The sequence below is a fragment of the Streptacidiphilus sp. MAP5-3 genome (assembly GCF_041262505.1).
In the GTDB taxonomy this organism is placed as follows: domain Bacteria; phylum Actinomycetota; class Actinomycetes; order Streptomycetales; family Streptomycetaceae; genus Streptacidiphilus.
Map to the genome: position 1 here is coordinate 63,268 of NZ_JBGCCL010000027.1, position 21,830 is coordinate 85,097.

A 21,830-nucleotide genomic window follows, 5' to 3' on the forward strand; every position below is an offset into this window, starting at 1 on the left:
TCGAGGAGACGGGCACCGTGAGTTACCCGCCCTACGGCAACGGGTCCGCGGGCAATCCGCCCCGGCCGAACAATCCGTACCAGAACGGCCCCTTTCCGCCGCAGCAGCAGCCACAGCGGGGGCCGCAGGCTCAGCCGCCCCGGCCGCCGCAGAACCCCTACGGCGGTGGCCGTCCTCCGCAGCAGCCGCCGAACCCGTACCAGCAGGGCCCGGCCGCGCCGCCGCCTCCGCCCCCGCCGTACGGGGGCCAACCCCCGTTCGGTGGCGGGCCGGGTGGGCCGGGTGGGCCGGGCGGCCCTGGTCAGCCGCCCTTCGGTGGCGGGCCAGGCATGCCCGGCGGCCCCGGTAACTCCGGCGGCGGTGGCTCGCGCGGCTCCAAGAAGGGGGTGCTGATCGGCATCGGCGTGGCCCTCGTGCTGGTGGTCGGCGGGGCGGTCGCGGTTGCCGCCGGCGGACGCGGCGGCAGTGGTGGCAGCGGCGGCAGCGGCGGCACGCCCGTCGCCGGTGCGTCCTCATCCAGCGGGCCGATCACCACGACGTCCAACGGCGGCACCAGTTGGAGCCCGCCGAGTTGGGCGACCAAGGCGAACGACGTCGGGCCGGCCGACCCCAGCACGGTGGTGCAGGGCACCGTCTGGATCGCCAAGCAGCACCCGCAGGACCTGGCGACCTATGCGGCCGAGGTCGGCATGCCCGGATCGCCGGACTACCACAAGTACCTGACGCCTGCTCAGTTCAACTCCACCTTCGTCAACGTGCCCGACGCCGCCACGGCGGTCACCCAGTGGTTGCAGCAGGACGGGATGACGATCGTCTCCCAGGGCGCCGACTCCGTCGTCGTCTCGACGACGCTGGACAAGGTCGAGTCCGTACTGAAGGTCCAGATCGACAAGTTCAAGCACGGTGGTCGGGTGGACATCGCGCCGACCGGCCAGCCGCAGTACCCCTCCGACGTCGGCAACTACGTCTCCAGCGTCACCGGTCTGACCACCAGCTCGCCGATCTCCAGCTTCGCCTTCAAGGCCACGGCTGTCAGTCCGAAGAAGAAGGGGAAGGCCGTCTCCGCGGGTGGCGGGAAGTACACGCCCGGGGACAGCGCCGGGTTCAGCACCCAGTGGTGCAGCACCTACTGGGGCGAGAAGCACTACAACGACGCCCCGCCCGGACTCGACGGCCAGACGCTGCCGATGCAGCTGTGCGGGTACACCCCGAACCAGCTGCGGCACGCCTACGGGGTGGCCCAGAGCGGGCTGACCGGCAAGGGCGTCACCGTCGCGGTCGTCGACGCCTACGCCTCGCCCACCATCGCGCAGGACGTCGCCAACTGGAACCAGCAGATGGGCCTGCCCCAGTTCGCCCCCGGCCAGTTCACCCAGGAGATGCCGCAGGGTGGCTTTCCGCCGTCCACGGACCCCAAGATGGTGGCCTCCTGGCAGGGCGAGGAGACGATGGACATCGAGTCCGTGCACCTGATGGCCCCGGACGCGAAGATCGTCTACTACGGAACGGACGGCAGCGACCAGGGCTTCGACACCGCGTTGGAGACCATCGTCGCCAACCACACCGCGGACATCGTGAGTTGCTCCTGGGGCGGTGCCGAGAGCTCGCAGGCGCAGGAGGAGTTCCAGGCGAAGACGCAGATCTTCGAGCAGGGCGCGGCCGAGGGCATCGGCTTCAACTTCGCCAGCATGGACAACGGCGACTACACCGTCGCCGCGACCGGGAGCTCCGACCCGAACGACGTGCAGCCGCACGCGTCGGTCGCCTTCCCGGCCTCCGACCCCTTCGCCACGGGGGTGGGCGGCACCAGCCTCGGCATCGACTCCAACGGCAACTACTCCTGGGAGAGCGGCTGGGGGGACTGGTTCCAGCAGGACACCGGCAACGGCTGGGCTGCCGGCAACCCCTTCATCGGCGGGGCCGGAGGCGGCAACAGCTCGGTCTTCCCCGAGCCGTCGTACCAGAAGGGCGTCGTCTCCGACTCACTGGTCGGGGCGGCCACCGGTACGGCGAACCGTGAGGTGCCCGACGTGGGCATGGACGCGGACTGGAACAGCGGCCTGCTGATCGGCGTCACCCAGAACGGCACGATCAACGTGGACGCCGGCTCGGGTGCGGGCGCCACCTTCAGCGAGAGCGGCGGCTCGTACGGCGACGAGGAGTATGGCGGGACCAGCCTGGCCACCCCGCTGTTCTCCGGCGTCGAGGCGCTGGCCCAGCAGGCGGCGGGGGGAGTTCCGGTCGGCTTCGTCAACCCCGTGCTCTACAAGCTGTCCGGGTCCTCCGCCTTCCACGACGTGTCGGGTGTGCCGTCCGCGCTCGGGCACGAGCCCGCCATGGAGGCCTGGAACTCGAGCCACAACCCCGTGATGATCGGCATGGACTCGGACACCTCGCTCAAGACAGGCCCGGGTTATGACGACGTGACGGGTGTCGGGACCATCACGTCCGACTTCCTGACCTGGTTCAAGGACCACCCCAGCGGCCAGTGACGGAACGGGGTGTCCGGTCCGGCTCGCTTGACCGGACCGGACACCCCGGCGTTCACGGCAGTGCCGGTTCCGCATCTTCGGACTCGTCGAGGAAGCCGCCCGACTGGTGCTGCCAGAGCTTGGCGTAGGCGCCCTCGGCGGCGAGGAGTTGCTGGTGGCTGCCCTGCTCGACGATCCGGCCGCGGTCCAGCACGACCAGACGGTCCATCGTCGCCACCGTGCTCAGCCGGTGGGCGACGACCAGGGCCGTGCGGCCCTCCATCAGCCGCCACAGCGCCTGCTGGACCAGCAGTTCGCTCTCCGAGTCCAGCGCGCTGGTCGCCTCGTCCAGCAGCAGGATCGGCGCGTCCCGCAGGATCGCGCGGGCCAGGGCGACGCGCTGCCGCTGCCCTCCGGAGAGTTTGACGCCGCGTTCGCCGACCATGGTGGCGAAGCCCTCGGGGAGGGTGTCCGCGAACTCGGTGACGTGGGCCGCCTCGGCGGCGCGGCGGATCTCCGCGTCGGTGGCGTCCGGTCGGGCGAAGGCGATGTTGGCGTGCAGGGTGCGGTGGAACATCGCCGGGTCCTGCGGGACGTAGGCGATGAGGCTGCGCAGGTCGGCCTGACGCATCCGGCTGATGTCCTGGCCGCCGATCAGGATCCGGCCGTCGTCGATGTCGGTCATCCGCAGCAGCAGCCGGGTCAGCGTGGTCTTGCCGCCGCCGGACCGGCCGACCAGGCCGATCCGCGCGCCGCTCGGCACCGCGAGGTCCAGCCCCGCAAAGAGCGGCTTGCCGCCCCCGTGGGAGAAGGTGACGCGGTCGAAACGTACGTCGGCATGACCGTCGCGACCGGCGGACCGCGGGCGCAGCGGCTCCGGCGACTCGGGGTCGAGCACCGTCGGCGGGGACAGCAGCAGCTCGGTGAACTGCGCGGCTTCCGTCATCGAGCTCTCCAGACGGCGGTAGATCTGGTTGAACTCGAACATGATCCGCGTCGCGGTCGAGTAGTAGGAGAAGGCGACCACGACCGCCTCGACGTTGTGCGTGCCGCCGCCGACCGCGATCGCCAGCAGCAGACCGAGGCCGTTGGTCAGCACGGACATCGGTGCGACCAGCGTGTCGATGTGCAGGTTGCCGTAGTCCCACGAACGCAGCGACAGCCGCCGCGACTCCGCGACCCGGGAGCGGTGCTCGGCCGCCTCCCGCCGCTCGGCGGCGAAGGCGCGGACCGTGTCCATGTTCATCAGGCTGTCCGCCACATGGCCGGAGACCCGGGCGATGGCCTCCTCCCGCTGGTCCACCAGCGCCTGACGGCGGCGGATCAGCGGCGCGGTGATGACCCCGGTGACCGCGATCAGCGCCAGCAGCGCGACCACCAGCAGCGGTTGGAACTGCCAGAGCACCACCGCGCCGAAGACGAGCGGCACCAGGCTGCCCACCACGGAGAAGGTGAGCGTGTCGACGAAGTCCTCGAAGCGGGAGGCGAAGCTCAGCACCCGCTTGGTGAGCGAGCCGGCGAAGTTGTCGTGGAAGAAGGAGGCGTCCTTGGCGAACAGTTCGTCCATACCGATGACGTAGAGGTGCTCGATGCCGGACGCGTCCAGGCGGTTGAGGCAGTGCATGCCGAGCCGCCACAACACCTCGCCGAACAGCAGCACTCCGGCGAAGGCGGCGATGTAGGGCAGCGCGTCGGCGGTGGTCATCCGCGCGTCGGAGGCGATCTTGCCGACCAGGCGGGCGACGATCAGCGGCGCGAGGTAGTTGATGCCGATGTTGCCCAGCGCGGGCAGCAGCATCGCGGGGAGCGTCACCCGTTTGTGGCGGGCCAACTCCCGTCCGTAGTAACGAAGGGCGAGGAGCACCGCGCCTCTGCGCGGCGTGCCCTGGCCTGTGTGTGGCGTTGCCATACCAACCCTGGAGGTGTCGAGGCTGGGCCGCGCATGCCGGGGTTGCCGAGCATGCCGGACCAGCCGGTCGTCGGTTCGGGTCGAGTGCCCGCACACGGGTCGGTGGGGGTGGGGAGGCGGGCACGACTGGTTGTCACAAACGTCCAGCCTCGGAGCGGCCGACGGGGGACGCGTCGAACTGCTCCGGCGGAGGCGGGGGTGTGGGGTATTGAAGTCTGCCGCGAGGCGAGCTGCGTCGTCCAAGGGTTTTTCGTGCCCGAACACACGTGTGCCCCCGGCTCGCTGTCGGAGCCGGGGGCACACGTGAGGGGTTGAGCCGCTCGGTTACCCGCCGACCGTTGCCGGGCTGGCGGCGGAACGCGTACCGGACGACGCCGGCCCGTCCGTGCCGAGCGCGGCGAGGATCGCGTCCACGCTCTGCTTGGCGTCGCCGAAGAGCATGCTGCTGTTCTCACGGAAGAACAGCGGGTTCTGCACGCCCGCGTAGCCGGAGGCCATGGAGCGCTTGAAGACGATGACGCTCGAAGCCTCCCAGACCCGGAGCACCGGCATGCCGGCGATGGGGCTGCCCGGGTCCTCGGCCGCGGACGGGTTGACCGTGTCGTTGGCGCCGATGACCAGGACGACGGAGGTGTCCGCGAAGTCGTCGTTGATCTCGTCCATCTCCAGGACGATGTCGTACGGCACCTTCGCCTCGGCCAGCAGCACGTTCATGTGGCCGGGCAGGCGTCCGGCGACCGGGTGGACGCCGAAGCGGACCTCGACGCCGCGCTCGCGCAGACGGCGCGTCAGCTCCGCCACCGGGTGCTGGGCCTGGGCCACGGCCATGCCGTAGCCGGGGGTGATCACCACCGAGCGGGCCTGGGTCAGCAGCTCCGCCGCCTCCGCCGCGCGGATCTCGCGGTGCTCGCCCGTCTCCTCGCTGCCGCCGGACGGCGCCTCGATGCCGAAGCCGCCCGCGATGACGGAGATGAACGAGCGGTTCATCGCCTTGCACATGATGAACGACAGGTAGGCGCCGGAGGAGCCGACCAGTGCGCCGGTGACGATCAGCAGGTCGTTGTCGAGCAGGAAGCCCGCCGCTGCCGCCGCCCAGCCGGAGTAGCTGTTCAGCATCGAGACGACGACCGGCATGTCGCCGCCGCCGATCGAGGCGACCAGATGCCAGCCGAGCGCCAGGGCCAGCACGGTGACCGCGATCATCAGCGGCAGGTTCGGACTCGCGCAGAACCAGCCCGTCAGCACCACGAACGCGGCCAGCGCGCCGAGGTTGAGCCCGTTCTTGCCCGGCAGCATCAGCGGCCGGGAGTTGATCCGGGCCGACAGCTTGAGGAAGGCGACGATCGAGCCGGTGAAGGTGACCGCGCCGATGAAGATGCCGATGAAGACCTCGGCATGGTGGATGGTCAGCAGGTCCGCGGCGATCTCGGTCTGCCTGGCGCCGTGCGACTCGACCTCGAGGTAGCTGTTCCAGCCCACCAGCACCGCGGCAAGGCCGACGAAGCTGTGCAGCACGGCGATGAGTTCGGGCATCTGCGTCATCTCGACGCTGCGCGCCCGCCACATCCCGAGCACGGCGCCGATCGCCATGGCGAGCAGGATCAGCGCGATCGCCCCGGCGGCGATGCTCTGCGCCGCCACCACGATCGTGGCGACCAGCGCGAGCCCCATGCCCGCGATGCCGTAGACGACGCCGGCGCGCGAGGTGCGGTGCTGGGAGAGCCCCGCCAGGGACAGGATGAACAGCAGGGCGGCTACGAGGTCCGCGGCGTGTGCGGCCGTCGTGGAGGTCATCGTGGCTCAGCCTTTCGAGAACATGGACAGCATGCGGCGGGTGACGGCGAAACCGCCGAAGATGTTCACGCTCGTCAGCAGGATCGCGACGAAGGACAGCGCGGTGACCACCCAGCTCTCGTGCCCGATCTGCAGCAGCGCGCCGGTCACCACGATGCCGGAGATGGCGTTGGTGACGGACATCAGCGGCGTGTGCAGCGCGTGGTGCACCTTGCCGATCACGTAGTAGCCGATCACCACCGCCAGCATGAACACCGTGAAGTTCTCGGCGAGTTGGGCCGGGGCGAAGCCGACCACGCCGAAGAGCGCGAGCATGCCGACGCCGATCAGTGAGAAGCGGGCCGCGGGGCTGAGCTTCCTGGCCTCCTTGGGCTCCGGCTTGGCGGTCTCGGCGACCGGCGCGGCCGGTGCCGCCGAGACGGAGACCTTCGGCGGCGGCCAGGTGATCTCGCCCTCGCGGACGACCGTCACCGCCCGCTGCACCACGTCCTCGAAGTCCAGCGTCAGCTGCCCGTCCTTGCCGGGCGTCACCAGCTTGACCAGGTTCACCAGGTTGGTGCCGAACAGCTGCGAGGCCTGGGCCGGCAGCCGGGAGGCCAGGTCGGTGTAGCCGATGATGGTCACGCCGTTGTCGGTGACCACGGCCCGGCCCGCCACCGTGCCCTCGACGTTGCCGCCCATCGCGGCGGCCATGTCGACGATCACGCTGCCCGGCTTCATGGCCGCCACGTCCTCGGCGGTCAGCAGCCGCGGCGCCGGACGGCCGGGGATCAGCGCGGTGGTGACCACGATGTCCACGTCCATGGCCTGGCGGTGGTAGAGCTCGGCGGCGGCGCGGTCGTAGTCGGCGGAGGTCGCCTTGGCGTAGCCGTCGGTGCTCTGCTCCTGCACGACGTTGACCGGCAGGTACTCACCGCCCAACGACTTGACCTGGTCCGCGACTTCGGGACGCGGGTCGGTCGCGCGCACGATCGCGCCCAGGCTGGACGCGGCGCCGATCGCCGCGAGCCCGGCCACACCGGCGCCCGCCACCAGGACCTTCGCCGGCGGCACCTTGCCCGCCGCGGTCACCTGACCGGTGAAGAAGCGCCCGAAGACGTGGGCCGCCTCGATCACCGCCCGGTATCCGGCGATGTTCGCCATCGAGCTGAGCACGTCCATCGACTGCGCACGCGAGATCCGCGGCACCGCGTCGAGCGCCAGCACGGTGACGCCGCGCGCGGACAGCTGCTCCAGCAGCTCCGGGTGCTGCGCCGGGGCGATCAGGCCCGCCAGGGTCGTGCCCTCGCGCAGCCGCGCGATCTCACTGCCGGACGGGGCGTTGACCTTGAGCACGATCTGCTGCGCCCAGGCGTCGCCGATGTCCGCGCCCGCCTCGACGTAGACCTCGTCGGTGAAGCCCGAGGCCGCACCGGCCCCGGACTCGACGACGACCTCGTAGCCGATCCCGAGCAACTGCTTGACGGTCGCGGGCGTCGCGGCGACGCGGGTCTCCCCGGCGGTCGACTCGGCGACCACGCCGATGCGCTGGGGTGGGTGGTGGGTGGCGTCATGCGCAGACATGTCGTGTGTCTCTCGTCAGGGGAACGGGGGATTCGCGGAACCGCGAAGACACAGCAACGCGGAAGCACGATCACGAGCAGGACAGGGCAGGCAGGGCGGAGCGGCTGTAGCCGGGGACGGAGGTCCTTCCCCTTGGTCGCAGGAACCTACCCTTTTCATACCGACCAGCGGGTCGGTCGAAGCAGTGACTTGTTTCACTCACAGACCGGATGGCGGACGTCCGGTCTCACGCCCCACAGGTGCCGATGTGAGGGGGAGAGGCGGTCCTCGCCCGCCCAGCAGTGCCGTCGTGCGTACACCTCCGCGCGGACATGCCGGGCGCTCGGTGCTGTGGCACCGTGGAGCGAGGGGCCGGTCGTCCGCCGCCCGAGCGTTGCGCAAGTGTTGCGCGAGTGCTGTGCGAGCGTTGCACGAATGCCGCGCGAGGTCCGTGAGGACGAGGTCTGCGAGAGGAGTGGCCATGTCGTCGAAACGCCGCCGGAAGAAGAAGCAGCGCGCCAAGCACGGGGCCAACCACGGCCGCCGTCCCGCCACCTGACTTCCCCTGTATGGTCTGCCAGCCCCGGTCCGGGACAGGACCGGGGCTACTCTGACGCGGACGATCACGACCTCCCTCGGGAGAAGAAGGCGGACCTGCGATGAGCACGGCAGAGGCGGAGCGGCCCGACGAGCCCGGCTGGGCCCGACGAGCCCGGCTGGCGGCAGGCGCTGCTCCGGGTGCCCGCTGAGCTGCGGCAGGACACCCTCGGCGACCATGCGGCGGCGCTGACGTACTGCGCCGTCCTGTCGGTGGACCGGCCGGGCAGCAGCCGTACATGGAGCTGCGGAGCTCGGAGCGGCTGCACAGCGACCGGCTCTGACCGCCTGGCTCGGCGGCTGCCTGTGGCTCAGCTCGCCGCGATGGCGACGACCGTCGCGGTCGCGTGGCCCTCGGGCGTGTCGTAACCGACGGTGTCGCCCGGGTGGTGCCCGAGGAGGGCGTGCCCCAGGGGGCTGTCGGCGGTGACCAGCGTCCGTTCCAGCTCCTCGGCGACGGCGCCGATCTGCACGGTCTCGGTGCTCTCATCGTCGAACCGTACGGTGACCGTGCTCCCCACCCCGACCACGTCGGTCGGCGGTGGCCCGGCCACGGCAGCCTGCCGCAGCCGCAGGTCGAGCGCCTTGATCCGGTCGTCGAGCCGCGCGACGTCGGTGGCCCGCTGCAGCTCGTCGGCCTGGTCGGCGCGGTCGCCGGTCGAGTCCACGTCCCGCAGCGTCGCCGCGATCTTCGCGCGCTCGGCGCGCAGCTCCGCGAGGTCCTGCTCCAGCGCGCGACGCGCCTCGGGGCTGATCGGCTCCGGTTCGGTGCTCATTCCTGCTCCTGAGGGGTGGCGGAACAGAGAGAAGAAAAACAGGGAAAACCTCACAAGACCCTATTTTCGCGGGTTGTCCGGTGGAGCGCGACTTCGGTGTGCGCCGGTGACGCCGGGGCTTCGTCGAATGTTGCGCGAGTGGTCGGCCGCTGGACACCCCAAAACCGCCGCAAACCCGTCATCGTCGTGCCCGACGTCGGCGAAGTTGCGCAGGAGGTTCCGTTTCCATGGTCGCGTTCGGGTCGGTGAGGCGGACGCCTCGCAGGGTGCCTCGGCAGGGCAGGCGGACGGCAGGGGCGCTGCGGGCGCTCGTGATCACCGGCAGTGTCGGCGCGGGGCACAACGGGGCTGCGGCGGAGCTGATCCGGCGGCTCGAGGCGATGGGGATGGAGGCCGACTGTCAGGACTTCCTCGACGCGCTGCCCCGGCACCAGCGACTGGTGCTGCGTCAGGGTTACGCGCTGACGGCCAGTCATCTTCCGGCGGTCTTCGACTGGTTCTTCCGGTGCGGTGAGCGCGACTCGGTCGCGCGGCGGCTCACGCTGCGGGTCTGCACGGCGGCGCGCTCCGGCGTGGCCGGGTGGGTCGGGCAGGGGTACGACGTCGTGGTCACCACTTTCCCGTTCGCGGCACAGACGTTGGGCGCGCTGAAGGAGGACGGCACGCTGACCGCGCCGACCGTCTGCTACCTCACCGACCCCGCGCCGCACCGTCTCTGGGTGCATCCCGCGCTCGACGCGCATCTGACGGTCACCGAGGCGACCGCAGCGGAGGGCAGCGCCCGCTACGGCGTCGTGATGGCGGCGGCCGGTCCGTTGGCCCCCGAGGCCTTCGCGCGGACGCCCGACCCGGCGGAATGTCGGGCGCTGCGTGCCGAGTTGGGCGTGCCGGACGACCACCGGATGGCGCTGATGGTCACCGGCTCGCTCGGGCTGGGGGACGTGGTGGCCGGCGTCCGCGCGGTGCGCGCGGCGGAGCGGACGGTGCCGGTGGTGCTCTGCGGGCGGAACGGGCGGCTGCTGCGCCAGGTGTCGGCCGAGCCGGGCACGGTCGCGCTCGGATGGCGGGACGACGTCCCGCAGTTGATGGGTGCGGCGGACGTGCTGGTGCACAACGCGGGCGGGCTGTCGTTGACGGAGGCACTGGTCGCGGGCCTGCCGGCGGTGAGTTACGAGGTCATTCCGGGCCACGGCCAGGCCAATGCGGCCACGCTGGCCGCCGCCGGGATCGCGCCCTGGCCGCGTACGCCCGAGGAGTTGGCCGAAGCGCTCGCCGCGCAGGCGGAGCGGGGCCGGGTGCATCTGCCCGCGCTTCCGGCGGGTTACGAGGCCGCGCGGGTGGTGGCCGCCTTCGCGCGTCAGGCCCGGGAGGTCCGGCACAGCGCGGGAGCCCTCTGCGACCCGGCCTTCGGCCGCTCCTTCGGCGCGGTCCTGGACCGCCTGCGGCTGCGGCGTCCGCGCCGGGCAGTGGAAGCAGTGGAAGCAGTGGGAGTGGCGGCAGAAGTGGCGTAGAACGACGGAGGGCCCGGCCGATTGATCGGCCGGGCCCTCCGTACGGAGTAGCGGGGGCAGGATTTGAACCTACGACCTCTGGGTTATGAGCCCAGCGAGCTACCGAGCTGCTCCACCCCGCGTCGGTGAACCCAACGCTAACAGACACCCGGCTCGAACGACGAATCGGTTTCGGGCCGGGGGTCGGTCCGGCTCAGCCCTGTTCAGGCACCGGGGGTGGCAGGGGTGCCTGCAGCTGCTGCCGGAGCAGCGTTGCTGCCTCGGTCAACGACGGTCCGTACCAGGTGAGGTGACGGCCACTCACCAGTTCTGCCGGCAGACCGGGGAACGCCTCCGGGCCGTCGGTCCCGGTGAACCGGTAGGGCTCGTCCGGCAGGACGACCAGGTCGGCGCCGGACGCGCGCAGCTGGTCGATCGGGATCGCCGGATAGCGCTCGTCGTGGTCCGCGTAGAGCTGCTCGACGCCGAGGCGGCGCAGCAGGTCCCCGGCGAAGGTGTCCCGGCCGACCACCATCCAGGGCCGACGCCAGACCGGCACCACCGCGCGGCGGGGACGGCCGGACGGATGGCCGGGCAGCGGGGTCACGGCGGCCCAGGCGCGGCGGGCGTCGTCGAGCCACTGCGGGCGCGGTAGGCCGGAGTCCTTGTTCAGCAGCGTCAGCAGGGTCAGCAGGCGGTCGAGCGAGCGGAAGGCCTGGTCGAGGGTGCGCACCTCGGTGACCCAGACGGGGATTCCGGCCGCGCGCAGCGCCTCCAGGTCCGGGGCGCGGTTCTCCTCCTCGTTGGCCACCACCAGATCGGGGCGCAGAGCGGCGATCCGCGTGGTGTCGGGGTTCTTGGTGCCGCCGATCCGGACCACGTCCAGCCCGGCCGGATGGCTGCACCAGTCGGTCGCGCCGACCAACAGGCCGGGGGCGCTGACCGCGATCGCATCGGTGAGCGACGGCACCAGCGAGACGACGCGGCGGATCGGGCTGTGGGCGAGGACGAGCGGCGTCCCCTGGTCGTCAATGACCGTGCGCCGTGCGGGTTCTCCGGGTGCCATGGGCCCACCGTACCCGCGCCGAACTGAGGCCCGGGGGAGCGGACGGTCGGGCGGGTTTGCAAGACTTCGCCGGTGACCTGCACGTACGACACCCAGATTGCCGAGGCCCCCCGGTGAGCCGACGTACTCGCAAGGCCGTGGGGCCCGTCGTCGACGGGACGCCGGGCAGCCCGACGGTCTCCGTCTGCCGGGGCTGCTGCTGTGGCACGCCGAAGATCCCGCGCGTCGACCACACGGCCCAACTGGCGGATCTGCGCCGGTCCTTGGCGGGGATCGGTGGGCTCAGGACGGTCGACTGCCTGGACGCCTGCGAGCACGCCAACGTGATCGTGGTGCAGCCCTCGCCCGAAGGTCGTCGGGCGGGCGGCAGGCCGGTCTGGCTCGGGCTGGTGAACGACCTGGACGCGACGGCGGACATCACCGCCTGGGTCGAGCAGGGCGGTCCGGGGCTCGCCGATCCGCCCGCGATCCTCGACCTCTACGCCTTCCAGCCCTCGCGCCGGGTGCGGGCGGCCCTGGAGGGGTGACCGGAGAGGTTCGGGCGGCCTCCCCGCCGTGAGGGGACGGTCGCGGCGGTGGACCTGACGGCTGGGCGGACGAGGCGCAGAAGGTAGGCATTTCCCCACCTCAGAAGTAGGTTCGGGTCCATGGCGACGACCGCGTCCCGCGCAGCAGCATGATCCTGAGGCCGCGATCCGTGGCCGGTGGGACGACGGAGCGAGGGACCGAGATGTGGCCGTTTCCGGTGGTGACCGAACTGCCGTGGGTGTTGAGCGTGTTCGTGGCGTTGACGGCGGTGTGCGCGGTGCTGGCGGTTCGCCGTGAGCGGGTGCCGCTCGCGGCGCGCTGGGCCGGGCCGGTCGGCTGGCCGCTGGTCGCCGCGCTGGTGGGCGTGGCCGGGTACGGCGAGGCGTCGGCGCTCGTCGTCGACGTGCGGGCGGTCGGGGCCTCGTCCGGCTACTGGGCGACGGTGCCGGACCTGACCCCGTCCGGGCCGCTCGCCTTCGGGCTGCTGCTGGCGGGCCTGCTGACCGCCGCCCTGATGCCGTCCGCCGGGCAGGGACCGGCACCGAGGCCGTGGGTGCTCGCGGTGACGGCGGTGGTCGCGGGGGAGGCGATGACCGGTGCGTACGGGGCCACGCACGTCGAAGGCCCGCAGTACGCGCTGCTCGGCGCGGTGGTCGTGCTCGTGCTCGGCGGCGTGGCGGGGCACGGCCTGGCGTGGTGGGCGCGCGGCGACGAGGCGGTGCGGTCGTCCGGGCGTTGGGCCGTGCTGCTGCCCGCTGTGGTCGTCATGGTCGGCGGATTGGCGGGCCTGGACCTGTGGGGAGCACCGGCGCCGGGCGTCTCCGCCGTTCACGCCGTGCTCGGCTGGGCGGCCGGCCTGGCGCTGTTGGTCGTCGCGGCCGTCGCACCGGTGCGGTGGCCGCGGGCGGCAGCCGACCTGGTGGCGCTGGGACTGGTGGCGAGCGGCGCGTACGCCGTCGTGGAGGGGGCGCTCAACCGGTCGGCGGTGGTGCTGCAGCGGGTCGGCAACCCGGTGGGCCAGGGACCGGTGGTCCAGGTCGGTCTCGGCCACAACATCTCCGTGGTCGGCGCGATCCAGGGCGCACTGCTGCTGGCCCTCGGGGTCTGGCTGCTGCCGCGCACCGTACTGCCGGACGCCCGGCGGCTGTTGGGGCAGGAGCCGGATCCCGCGTTGGCCGCGCGGGTGCGTGAGCTGGCCGACACGCGGGCGCAGGCGGTGAATTCGGCGGCGGCCGAACTGCGCCGGATCGAGCGCGACCTGCACGACGGCGCGCAGGGCCGGCTGGTCGCGATCGGCATGAACCTGCGCGTGGCAGAGGAGTTGATCGCCGACCGCCCGGACGAGGCCGCCGCGCTGGTCGTGGAGGCCCGCGAGGCGTCGGCGGCGGCGCTTTCGGAGCTGCGCTGCCTGGTCCGCGGCATCTACCCGCCGGTCCTGGCCGACCGCGGCCTCGGCGAGGCGATCCGCGCGCTGGCGCTGGACCTGCCGCTGCCCTGCACCACCGAGATCGACTTGCCCGAACGGCTCGATGCCCCAGTGGAGTCGGCCTGCTACTTCGCCGTCGCCGAGGTGGTGACCAACGCCGTCCGGCACGCCGACGCGCGGAGCCTGCGGATTCGCGTCGCCCGCACGGACGGGCTGCTGCGGATCGAGGTCACCGACGACGGCGTCGGCGGCGCGGATCCCGCCCGGGGCAGCGGGCTGGCCGGTGTGGAGCGGCGGTTGGCGTCCTTCGATGGCATCCTTGCCGTCAGCAGCCCGCCCGGCGGGCCGACGATCGTGGCGATGGAGGTGCCGTGCAGGTAGCCGCCCTGCGCGTCGTCGTCGCGGAGGACCTCTTCTTGCTCCGCGAAGGACTGGTCCGGCTGCTCGCGGCACGCGGGTTCGAGGTCGTGGCGGCCACCGACAGCGCGCCGGGCCTGCTCGACGCGCTGTTGGAGCACCGGCCGGACCTCGCCGTGGTGGACATCCGGCTGCCGCCCACCCACACCGACGACGGCCTGCGCGCCGCGCTGACGGCCCGGGAGCGGATCCCCGGGCTGCCGATCCTGCTGCTGTCGCAGTACGTGGAGCAGATCTACGCCGAGGAACTCCTCGCCGACCAGGCGGGCGGGGTGGGCTACCTGCTCAAGGACCGGGTCTTCAGTGACGACCAGTTCGTCGACGCGATCCGGACGGTGGCGGCGGGCGGCACGGTGATGGACCCCGCCGTGGTCACCCGCCTGCTCGGCCGCCGCAGCCGGGGCGGCAACGGCGAGACGCTCGCCCGCCTCACGGAGCGCGAGCGCCAGGTGCTGGAGCTGATGGCCGAGGGCCGTTCCAACAGTGCGATCGCGGGTCGGCTCTTCGTCAGCGAGAAGGCCGTGTCGAAACACAGCACCAGCATCTTCACCAAGCTGGACCTGCCTCCGTCCGAGGACGACAACCGCCGCGTGCTGGCCGTCCTCGCCTACCTGATGGCGCAGCCGGGAGGCTGAGGGCGTGCGAACCGAAGCACGTGTAGCGTCCCTGGCATGACGATGCCCCAGCCCTCCTTCTTCGCCGCGCCCGACGGACAGCAGCTCGCGTACCGGGAGGTGGGTGAGGGGCGGCCGGTGGTGCTGCTGCACGGGATGTCGGCGGATGCCGGGATGTGGTTCCGGACCGGGATCGTCGACGGGCTCGCCGCGCGCGGGCACCGGGTGGTCATGCCGGACTTCCGTGGCCACGGCGACAGCGCCAAGCCGCAGGACGCCGCCGCGTACCCGTCGGACGTGCTGACCACCGACGCGCTCGCGCTGGTCGAGCACCTGAAGCTGGACGCGTACGACGCCGGTGGCTACGACCTCGGCGGCTACTCGCTCGGCGCGCGGATCGCGGTGCGGATGCTGGTGCGCGGGGCGACGCCGCGGCGGGCGGTGATCGGCGGGCAGGGGATGCGCGAGGTCAACGGGACCGGCGGCGGCGCGGGGGCCTGGCTGAAGCGGCTCTTCGCCGGGGCCGCCGCCGGCACGTGGGAGCCCGGCTCGCGGGAGGCGCAGGCCGTGGCGGCCATGCGGGAGCGCGGGGTGGACCCGGTCGCGACGCTGCACGTGCTCGACTCGATCGCGCACTCGACCGAGGAGCAGGTCGCCGCGATCCGGGTCCCGTCGCTCGTGGTGGTGGGGTCCGAGGACGAACGGGCTGTCTCGGCACGCGAGTTGGTCGCTGTCCTGCCCGGCGCCCGCCTGGTCGAGGTGCCCGGCGACCACGGTGACGCGGCGGTGGCGCCGGAGCTCACCGACGCGTTCGTGGAGTTCCTGGCGGACTGAGCGGACTGAGCGGACCGTGGCGCGGTGCGCGGTGTTCGGGCTCCGCCGTCATCGTGCTGTGCCTCCTCCGGGCCTGCCGGATGCGCCCGTCGCGCCGGAGGAGGCCGGACGTGTTTGGTGGGCGCTCGCGGACATCGGGCCGCTCGCGGGCAGACCGCCTGTCTGGAGCGCCCATCCGCGTCTGTCCGCATTTCGGCGCGGGAAACGTGTCGCGCTCAACTTCCTGACACCTTCACAGGTCGGACAGGGATCTTTTGCTTCCGGCGACTCTTTCCCACACGTAATGCCGGAAGTGCCGGTGGCGGGGGACGCCCCGCCGGGCGAACGCGCAGACTGGGAGGGCGGACCCGTACGCGGCGCGGAGGAGGCTTGATGGCACGGGACGGCGAGCTACGGGACGGCGAATTGCGCGACGGCAGCGGCGAGGCCACGGCCGGAACGGCGTCGGCCTACCTGGACCTGGCGGCCGAGCTGGCGCGGACGGAGGGGCGACGGCTGCTGGACCTCGCCACCGGAGTCCTGGTGGCGCAGCAGGGCGTGGAGCCCGCGGTCGCCGGGGAGGCGCTGCGGCGGCTCGCGGTCGGGGCCGGTCTGTCGATCGCGGACCTGGCCGCCGACATCGTCAACGCCGCCTGCGGGGCGGAGGTCGTGGCGCCGGGAGAGCCGGGGAGCCACGCTCCGGCGCTGCCGGAGCCCCGGGCGCGCCGCCGGATCGCCAGCGCGGGGGAGGCGGACGCCGACCTGGACGAGCTGGCCGCGACCGTGCTCGGTGAGCTGCACCCGCTGGGCGTGCGCGGACTGCTGCTGTGGCGTCGCACCGCCGGCGACTGTCTGCGGCTGGTCGGTTCCGCCGGGTTCCCGCCGCTGGTGCGGGCGCAGTGGGGGCAGATCCCGCCGCAGTGGCGGGCCAAGCCCCAGCAGGCGCTCGACGACGACACTCCGCTGTGGCTGCCGGTCGGCGTCCTGGACCCGCACGAACTCCCCGGCCAGGACCGGACGTCCGCGCGCGCCCTGCTGCCGCTGCGCCACGAGGGCCGCTCGGTGGGCGTCGTCCTGGTCGCCTGGAAGGGGCCCAGGGAGCTGGATCCGGGCCTGCGCCGCCGGGTCCTCGGCCTGGTGGAGGTGCTCGCCCGGGTGCTCGCGCGGGGCGAGCAGGACGCGGACCCGGGCGGATCGCTTCCGGTGCTGGCCTCGGCGCTGGACCTGCTGGCGGAACCGGCGATGACGCTGCGGCGCGGCCGGGCGTCGGGTCCGGGTTCGGGTTCGGGTTCGGGCGGAGCGTCGGGGGTGTTCGTCGAGTACCTCAACGCCGCCGCGTACCGGCTGAGCAGCGGCGTGCCTAGGCCGGTGGGCAGGCCGCTCAGCCACGTCCTGCCGGCCGCCGCTGAGGAGCTGGCTGCCATGGTGGCCGACGCCTACCGGAACGGCGCCGTCCAGCGCGTGGACCGGTTGCCGCAGGTCCGGCGGCCGAACAGCGCGCCGATGCTCAACGTCCGCGTCCTGGCCGTCTCGGCCGAGCGCTGCATGGTCTTCTGGCACACCGAGAACCGGGACCACAGCTTCACCGTGCTGAAGCGGGCGGGACGGCTCGGCTCGCTGGCCGCGTTCGAGGACGACACGGCGCGCGGGGTGACCCAGTGGAGCGAACTGGTCGCCCCGTGCCTCGGACTGCCCGCCGACGCCGAGCCTTTCCCGCTGGAGCAGCTGGCCAACCTGCTGGTGGCCGAGGACCGACCCGAACTCGCCGGAATGCTGGAGACGTTGACCGCCCGCCTGGACGGCGTCAGCGGCGTGCTGCGGATCCCGCGTCCCGACGGCGGCGTCCGGCACGTCCGCCTGATCGCCGAACCGCTGGTCACCCACGGCACGTTGACCGGTCTGACCGGGTTCTTCCAGGACGTGTCGCTGCAGTACCAGACGGAGGAGGCGCTCGCCGCGACCTTCGACGCGCTCGGCTCCGTGCAGGCCCAGGCCGCGCTGCGGCACCGGCTCGCCCTCCAGCTGCAGCAGGCGATCGTGCCCGAGCAGCCGGACCTCGGCGGGCTGCCCGGCCTCCAGGTCGTGGCCCGCTACCGGCCCGCGGCCGAGGAGTACCGGGTCGGCGGCGACTGGTACGACATGCTGGGCCTGCCCGACGGCCGGGTGATGATCGCGGTCGGCGACGTCGCCGGTCACGGCATCGAGGCGGCGACCGGCATGGTGGCGTTGCGCAACGCGCTGCGCGGGCTGGCGGTTTCGGGCGGCGAGCCGGGGGAGTTGATGCACTGGCTCAACGAGGTGACGCTGCGTACCTCCGGCCATCCGACGGCCACGGCCGTCTGCGGCCACTTCGACCCGGCGGACCGGCTGCTGCACTGGACCAGCGCCGGCCACCTGCCCGCGCTGCTGCTGCGGGAGGGCCGGGCGCGGCTGCTGGAGGCGGAGCCCAACCTGTTGCTCGGCGCGGTGGCGGACACCCGCTACGCCGAGTCGCAGTGCGAGCTGCGCCAGGGCGATCTGCTGCTGCTCTTCACCGACGGGCTGATCGAGCGGCGGCACTCCTCCCTGGACGACGCGCTCGCGCTGCTCTGCCGCGTGGTCGAGCAGCTGGAGGTGGACGGTGACCTCGACGCCCAGGCGGACGCGCTGCTGGCCGCGGCGGTCGGCGACACCGACGACGACGCCAGCCTGGTGCTGGTCCGGCTGAGTTGACGGCTCGTCAGGTCGGTTGAGTGACAGATCGTCAGATCGGCTGTCGGATGGGCTGAGTGTCAGCGCAGATGGCGGCGGACCCGGTCGAGCAGGTCGTTCGCGTCGACGGGCTTGACGACGTAGTCGGTCGCTCCCGCGCCGAGGATGTCGTCGCGGTCGCCCGGGAGGGCCTTGGCGGTGACCGCGATGATGGGCAGGTCCGCGAACCGGGGCATGGACCGGATCAGCTCGGTGGCCGCATAGCCGTCCAGGCCGGGCATCATCAGGTCCATCAGCACCACGTCGATGTCGCTGCGGGCCTGCAGCACGTCGAAGCCCTCCTGTCCGTCGCGGGCGTGAACGATGGTGGCGCCGTGCAGCTCCAGCAGGCCGGACAGGGCGAAGACGTTGCGCTCGTCGTCGTCCACCACCAGCGCCGTCCGGCCCTCCAGCTCGTCTCCGAGCCGTGGCCCGCGCGTCGTCGGCGCGGGGACCGGCTGCGGCGGAGGCGCGGTCTTCGGCGAGCGGACCGGCAGCAGCAGCGTGAAGCTGCTGCCCTGGCCCGGCGTGCTCTCCGCGTGGATCATCCCGCCGAGCAGGCGGGCGATCTGACGGCTGATCGACAGACCGAGGCCGGTGCCGCCGTAGCGGCGGCTGGTCGTGCCGTCGGCCTGCTGGAAGGCCCCGAAGATGCTGTCCAGGTGCTCCTCGGCGATCCCGATCCCGGTGTCCTCCACCCGGAAGGCCACCACCCGCTGCCCACCGGGCAGTTCGTCCGGAAGCGCGTCCGGCGCCGCCATCTCGACGCGCAGTTCGACGCTGCCGGTCTCGGTGAACTTGACTCCGTTGGAGAGCAGGTTGCGCAGGATCTGCCGCAGCCGCTGCTCGTCGGTCACCAGCTGCTCCGGCAGGTCCGGACCGGTGCTGACGCGGAACTCCAGCGCCTTCTCGGCGGTGAGCGGACGGAAGATGGTCTCCAGCGAGTCCAGCAGCGGTCGCAGCGCGAAGGGTTCGGGGTTCACGTCGAGCTTGCCCGCCTCGACCTTGGACAGGTCGAGGATGTCGTTGATCAACTCCAGCAGGTCCGACCCCGCCGAGTGGATCACGGTGGCGTAGCCGACCTGTTTGTCCGTCAGGTTGCTCCCCGGGTTCTGTGCCAGCAGCTGGGCCAGCACCAGCAGGCTGTTGAGCGGGGTTCGTAGTTCGTGGCTCATGTTGGCCAGGAACTCCGACTTGTACATCGACGCCATCGACAGCTGGTGCGCCCGTTCCTCCAACTCCTGCCGGGCCTGCTCGATCTCCAGGTTCTTGGTCTCGATGTCGGAGTTGCGGTCGGCCAGCAACGCCGCCTTCTCCTGCAGTTCGGCGTTGGAGCGCTGCAACTCCTGCTGCCGCTCCTGCAGTTCGGCGGTGAGCCGACGCGACTCGGTGAGCAGCTCGTCGGTACGGGTGTTGGCCACCAGCGAGCTGACGTTGACGCCGAGCGCCTCGGTCACCATCGACAGGAAGTCCCGGTCGACCTGCGAGAACGGCCGCAGCGAGGCGAGTTCGACGACGCCCAGCAGCTGGTCCTCCATCACGATCGGCAGCAGGATCAGCGAGGCGGGGGCCGCGCTGCCCGCGCCGGAGGAGATGGAGAGGTAGCCGGTCGGCAGGTCCTCGATCAGCAGCGTGCGGCGCCTGCGGGCGCACTGGCCCACCAGGGACTCGCCCAGACGGAAACTGTCGGACTGTCCGCTGGGCGCGCCGTAGGAACCCACCCGGACCAGCAGCGGCCCGTCCGGTCCGTCCTGGGCCAGGTAGAAGGCCCCGAACTGCGCGCCGACCAGGGGGGTCAGCTCGTCCAGCACCAGCTCGGCCACGGCGGTCAGGCTGCGCGGACCCTGGATCAGAGCGGAGATCCGGGCCAGGTTGGTCTTGAGCCAGTCCTGCTCCTGGTTGGTGCGGGTGGTCTCGCGCAGCGACTCGACCATGGCGTTGATGTTGTCCTTCAGGTCGCCGACCTCGCCCGGCGCCTCGACGGTGATCGAGCGGGTCAGGTCGCCCTCCGCCACGGCGCTGGTGACCTCGGCGATCGCGCGGACCTGCCGGGTCAGGTTCCCGGCCAGCTCGTTGACGTTCTCGGTCAGCCGCTTCCAGGTTCCGGAGACGCCCTCGACCTCGGCCTGGCCGCCGAGCCGTCCCTCGGTGCCGACTTCTCGGGCCACGCGGGTGACCTCGTCGGCGAAGGCGGAGAGCTGGTCGACCATGGTGTTGATCGTGGTCTTGAGCTCCAGGATCTCGCCGCGCGCGTCGACGTCGATCTTGCGGGTCAGGTCGCCCTTGGCGACCGCCGTGGTCACCTGGGCGATGTTGCGGACCTGGTTGGTCAGGTTGGTGGCCATGGAGTTGACGTTCTCGGTCAGGTCCTTCCAGGTCCCGGCGACGTTGGGGACGCGGGCCTGGCCGCCCAGGACGCCCTCGGTGCCCACCTCGCCGGCGACGCGGGTGACCTCGTCGGCGAAGGCGGAGAGCATGTCCACCATGGTGTTGATCGCCTCGGCCAGCCCGGCGACCTCGCCGCTCGCCTCGACGGAGATCTTCCGGGACAGGTCGCCGCGTTCGACCGCCTGCGCGACCTGGGCGATCGACCGGACCTGATGGGTCAGGTTGGACGCCATCACGTTGACGTTGTCGGTCAGGTCCTTCCACGTCCCGGCCACGCCGCGGACCGTGGCCTGACCGCCCAGTTTGCCCTCGGTGCCCACCTCGCGGGCGACGCGGGTGACCTCGTCGGCGAAGGCGGAGAGCTGGTCGACCATGGTGTTGATGGTGGTCTTGAGCTCCAGGATCTCGCCGCGCGCGTCCACGGAGATCTTCTGGGTCAGGTCGCCGCCGGCGACCGCGCCCGCCACCTGGGCGATGGCCCGCACCTGGGTGGTCAGGTTGCCCGCCATGGAGTTGACGTTGTCGGTCAGGTCCCGCCAGGTCCCGGCCACGCCGGGGACGCGCGCCTGCCCGCCGAGCCGTCCCTCGGTGCCTACCTCGCGGGCGACGCGGGTGACCTCGTCGGCGAAGGCGGAGAGCTGGTCGACCATGGTGTTGACGGTGTTCTTCAGCGCGAGGATCTCACCGAGCGCGTCGACCTCGATCTTCTGCGTCAGGTCGCCCTTGGCCACGGCCGTGGTGACCTGGGCGATGTTGCGCACCTGGTCGGTGAGGTTCCGGGCCATCCCGTTGACGGAGTCGGTGAGCTCCTGCCAGACCCCGCGCAGGCCGGGCACCTGTGCCTGCCCGCCGAGCCGCCCCTGGCCGCCGACCTCCTGGGCGACCCTGGTCACCTCGTAGGTGACCAGGGTCAGTTGGTCCAGCATCCCGTTGAAGACCAGGGCGATCTCGGCCAGCAGCCCGTCCGTGCCGGGGGACAGCCGGGCCGAGAAGTCGCCGTCGCGCACCGCGGTCAGGCCCGCCAGCAGCTGCCGCAGGCCCTCCTGGCTCCGCTCGTCCGGGCGGTTCGGGTCGGTTCGCGCCGGGACTGGGCGGTTCGAGCCGGGGTGGCTGGAGCCCGGGTGGCTGGAGTTGGGGCCGTTCGGGGGGTACGGCAGATCGGGAGCGGGCGGCGGGGGAGTGTCCATGTCCGGCCTCTCCGCAGGTCGTCCGGCCAGCCGTTCGGTTCGGCCGGCCTGGGCGAGATCGCTTGGCTCCCTTCATCGTTCC

13 protein-coding genes and 1 tRNA gene are annotated in these 21,830 nt (G+C 72.1%); 7 read left to right on the forward strand and 7 right to left on the reverse strand.

Annotated features, from left to right (window positions below):
- Window positions 1-17 precede the first annotated feature (17 nt).
- Window positions 18-2,492, forward strand: coding sequence for a protease pro-enzyme activation domain-containing protein (locus tag ABH928_RS29260; protein ID WP_370071639.1), 2,475 nt, complete (start codon window positions 18-20; stop codon window positions 2,490-2,492).
- A gap of 52 nt (window positions 2,493-2,544) precedes the next feature.
- Here ABH928_RS29260 and ABH928_RS29265 read toward each other — a convergent pair whose 3' ends face one another.
- The 4 genes from ABH928_RS29265 to ABH928_RS29280 all read right to left on the reverse strand — a co-directional run bounded on the left by ABH928_RS29265 (window position 2,545) and on the right by ABH928_RS29280 (window position 9,089).
- Entirely contained in the window at window positions 2,545-4,380 is a 1,836-nt protein-coding gene (locus tag ABH928_RS29265) for an ABC transporter ATP-binding protein (RefSeq protein ID WP_370071640.1), read from the reverse strand.
- 324 nt (window positions 4,381-4,704) lie between these two features.
- Entirely contained in the window at window positions 4,705-6,174 is a 1,470-nt protein-coding gene (gene pntB, locus ABH928_RS29270) for a Re/Si-specific NAD(P)(+) transhydrogenase subunit beta (RefSeq protein ID WP_370071641.1), read from the reverse strand.
- 6 nt (window positions 6,175-6,180) lie between these two features.
- On the reverse strand, window positions 6,181-7,737 hold the full coding sequence (locus ABH928_RS29275; protein WP_370071642.1) for a Re/Si-specific NAD(P)(+) transhydrogenase subunit alpha: 1,557 nt from the start codon (window positions 7,735-7,737) through the stop codon (window positions 6,181-6,183).
- 887 nt (window positions 7,738-8,624) lie between these two features.
- Complete coding sequence (locus tag ABH928_RS29280) at window positions 8,625-9,089, reverse strand: GreA/GreB family elongation factor (RefSeq protein WP_370071643.1); 465 nt, start codon at window positions 9,087-9,089, stop codon at window positions 8,625-8,627.
- A 311-nt stretch (window positions 9,090-9,400) separates the two neighbouring features.
- On the opposite strand from ABH928_RS29280, the gene ABH928_RS29285 reads away from it, so the two are divergent.
- A complete protein-coding gene (locus ABH928_RS29285) occupies window positions 9,401-10,600 on the forward strand; it encodes a glycosyltransferase (protein WP_370071644.1) in 1,200 nt (399 codons plus the stop codon).
- Between the two features lie 48 nt (window positions 10,601-10,648).
- Here the strand turns inward: ABH928_RS29285 and ABH928_RS29290 are convergent.
- Together ABH928_RS29290 and ABH928_RS29295 are read right to left on the reverse strand one after the other, a co-directional pair.
- Window positions 10,649-10,722 (reverse strand) — tRNA-Met (locus ABH928_RS29290).
- A 71-nt stretch (window positions 10,723-10,793) separates the two neighbouring features.
- Window positions 10,794-11,645, reverse strand: a complete 852-nt coding sequence (locus ABH928_RS29295; protein WP_370071645.1) for a helical backbone metal receptor — start codon at window positions 11,643-11,645, stop codon at window positions 10,794-10,796.
- 113 nt (window positions 11,646-11,758) lie between these two features.
- On the opposite strand from ABH928_RS29295, the gene ABH928_RS29300 reads away from it, so the two are divergent.
- The 5 genes from ABH928_RS29300 to ABH928_RS29320 all read left to right on the forward strand — a co-directional run bounded on the left by ABH928_RS29300 (window position 11,759) and on the right by ABH928_RS29320 (window position 18,155).
- Entirely contained in the window at window positions 11,759-12,172 is a 414-nt protein-coding gene (locus ABH928_RS29300; protein WP_370071646.1) for a (2Fe-2S) ferredoxin domain-containing protein, read from the forward strand.
- 203 nt (window positions 12,173-12,375) lie between these two features.
- The gene (locus ABH928_RS29305; protein WP_370071647.1) at window positions 12,376-13,980 is read left to right on the forward strand and encodes a sensor histidine kinase; all 1,605 of its coding nucleotides are present in this window, start codon (window positions 12,376-12,378) and stop codon (window positions 13,978-13,980) included.
- A 5-nt stretch (window positions 13,981-13,985) separates the two neighbouring features.
- Window positions 13,986-14,651 carry a LuxR C-terminal-related transcriptional regulator gene (locus ABH928_RS29310; protein WP_370071667.1) on the forward strand — a complete coding sequence of 222 codons (666 nt, stop codon included), beginning with the start codon at window positions 13,986-13,988 and terminating at the stop codon, window positions 14,649-14,651.
- 36 nt (window positions 14,652-14,687) lie between these two features.
- On the forward strand, window positions 14,688-15,464 hold the full coding sequence (locus tag ABH928_RS29315) for an alpha/beta fold hydrolase (RefSeq protein WP_370071648.1): 777 nt from the start codon (window positions 14,688-14,690) through the stop codon (window positions 15,462-15,464).
- Between the two features lie 372 nt (window positions 15,465-15,836).
- Entirely contained in the window at window positions 15,837-18,155 is a 2,319-nt protein-coding gene (locus ABH928_RS29320) for a SpoIIE family protein phosphatase (RefSeq protein WP_370071649.1), read from the forward strand.
- 59 nt (window positions 18,156-18,214) lie between these two features.
- On the opposite strand, the gene ABH928_RS29325 is transcribed toward ABH928_RS29320, so the two are convergent.
- Window positions 18,215-21,748, reverse strand: a complete 3,534-nt coding sequence (locus ABH928_RS29325) for a HAMP domain-containing protein (protein ID WP_370071650.1) — start codon at window positions 21,746-21,748, stop codon at window positions 18,215-18,217.
- Window positions 21,749-21,830 lie beyond the last annotated feature (82 nt).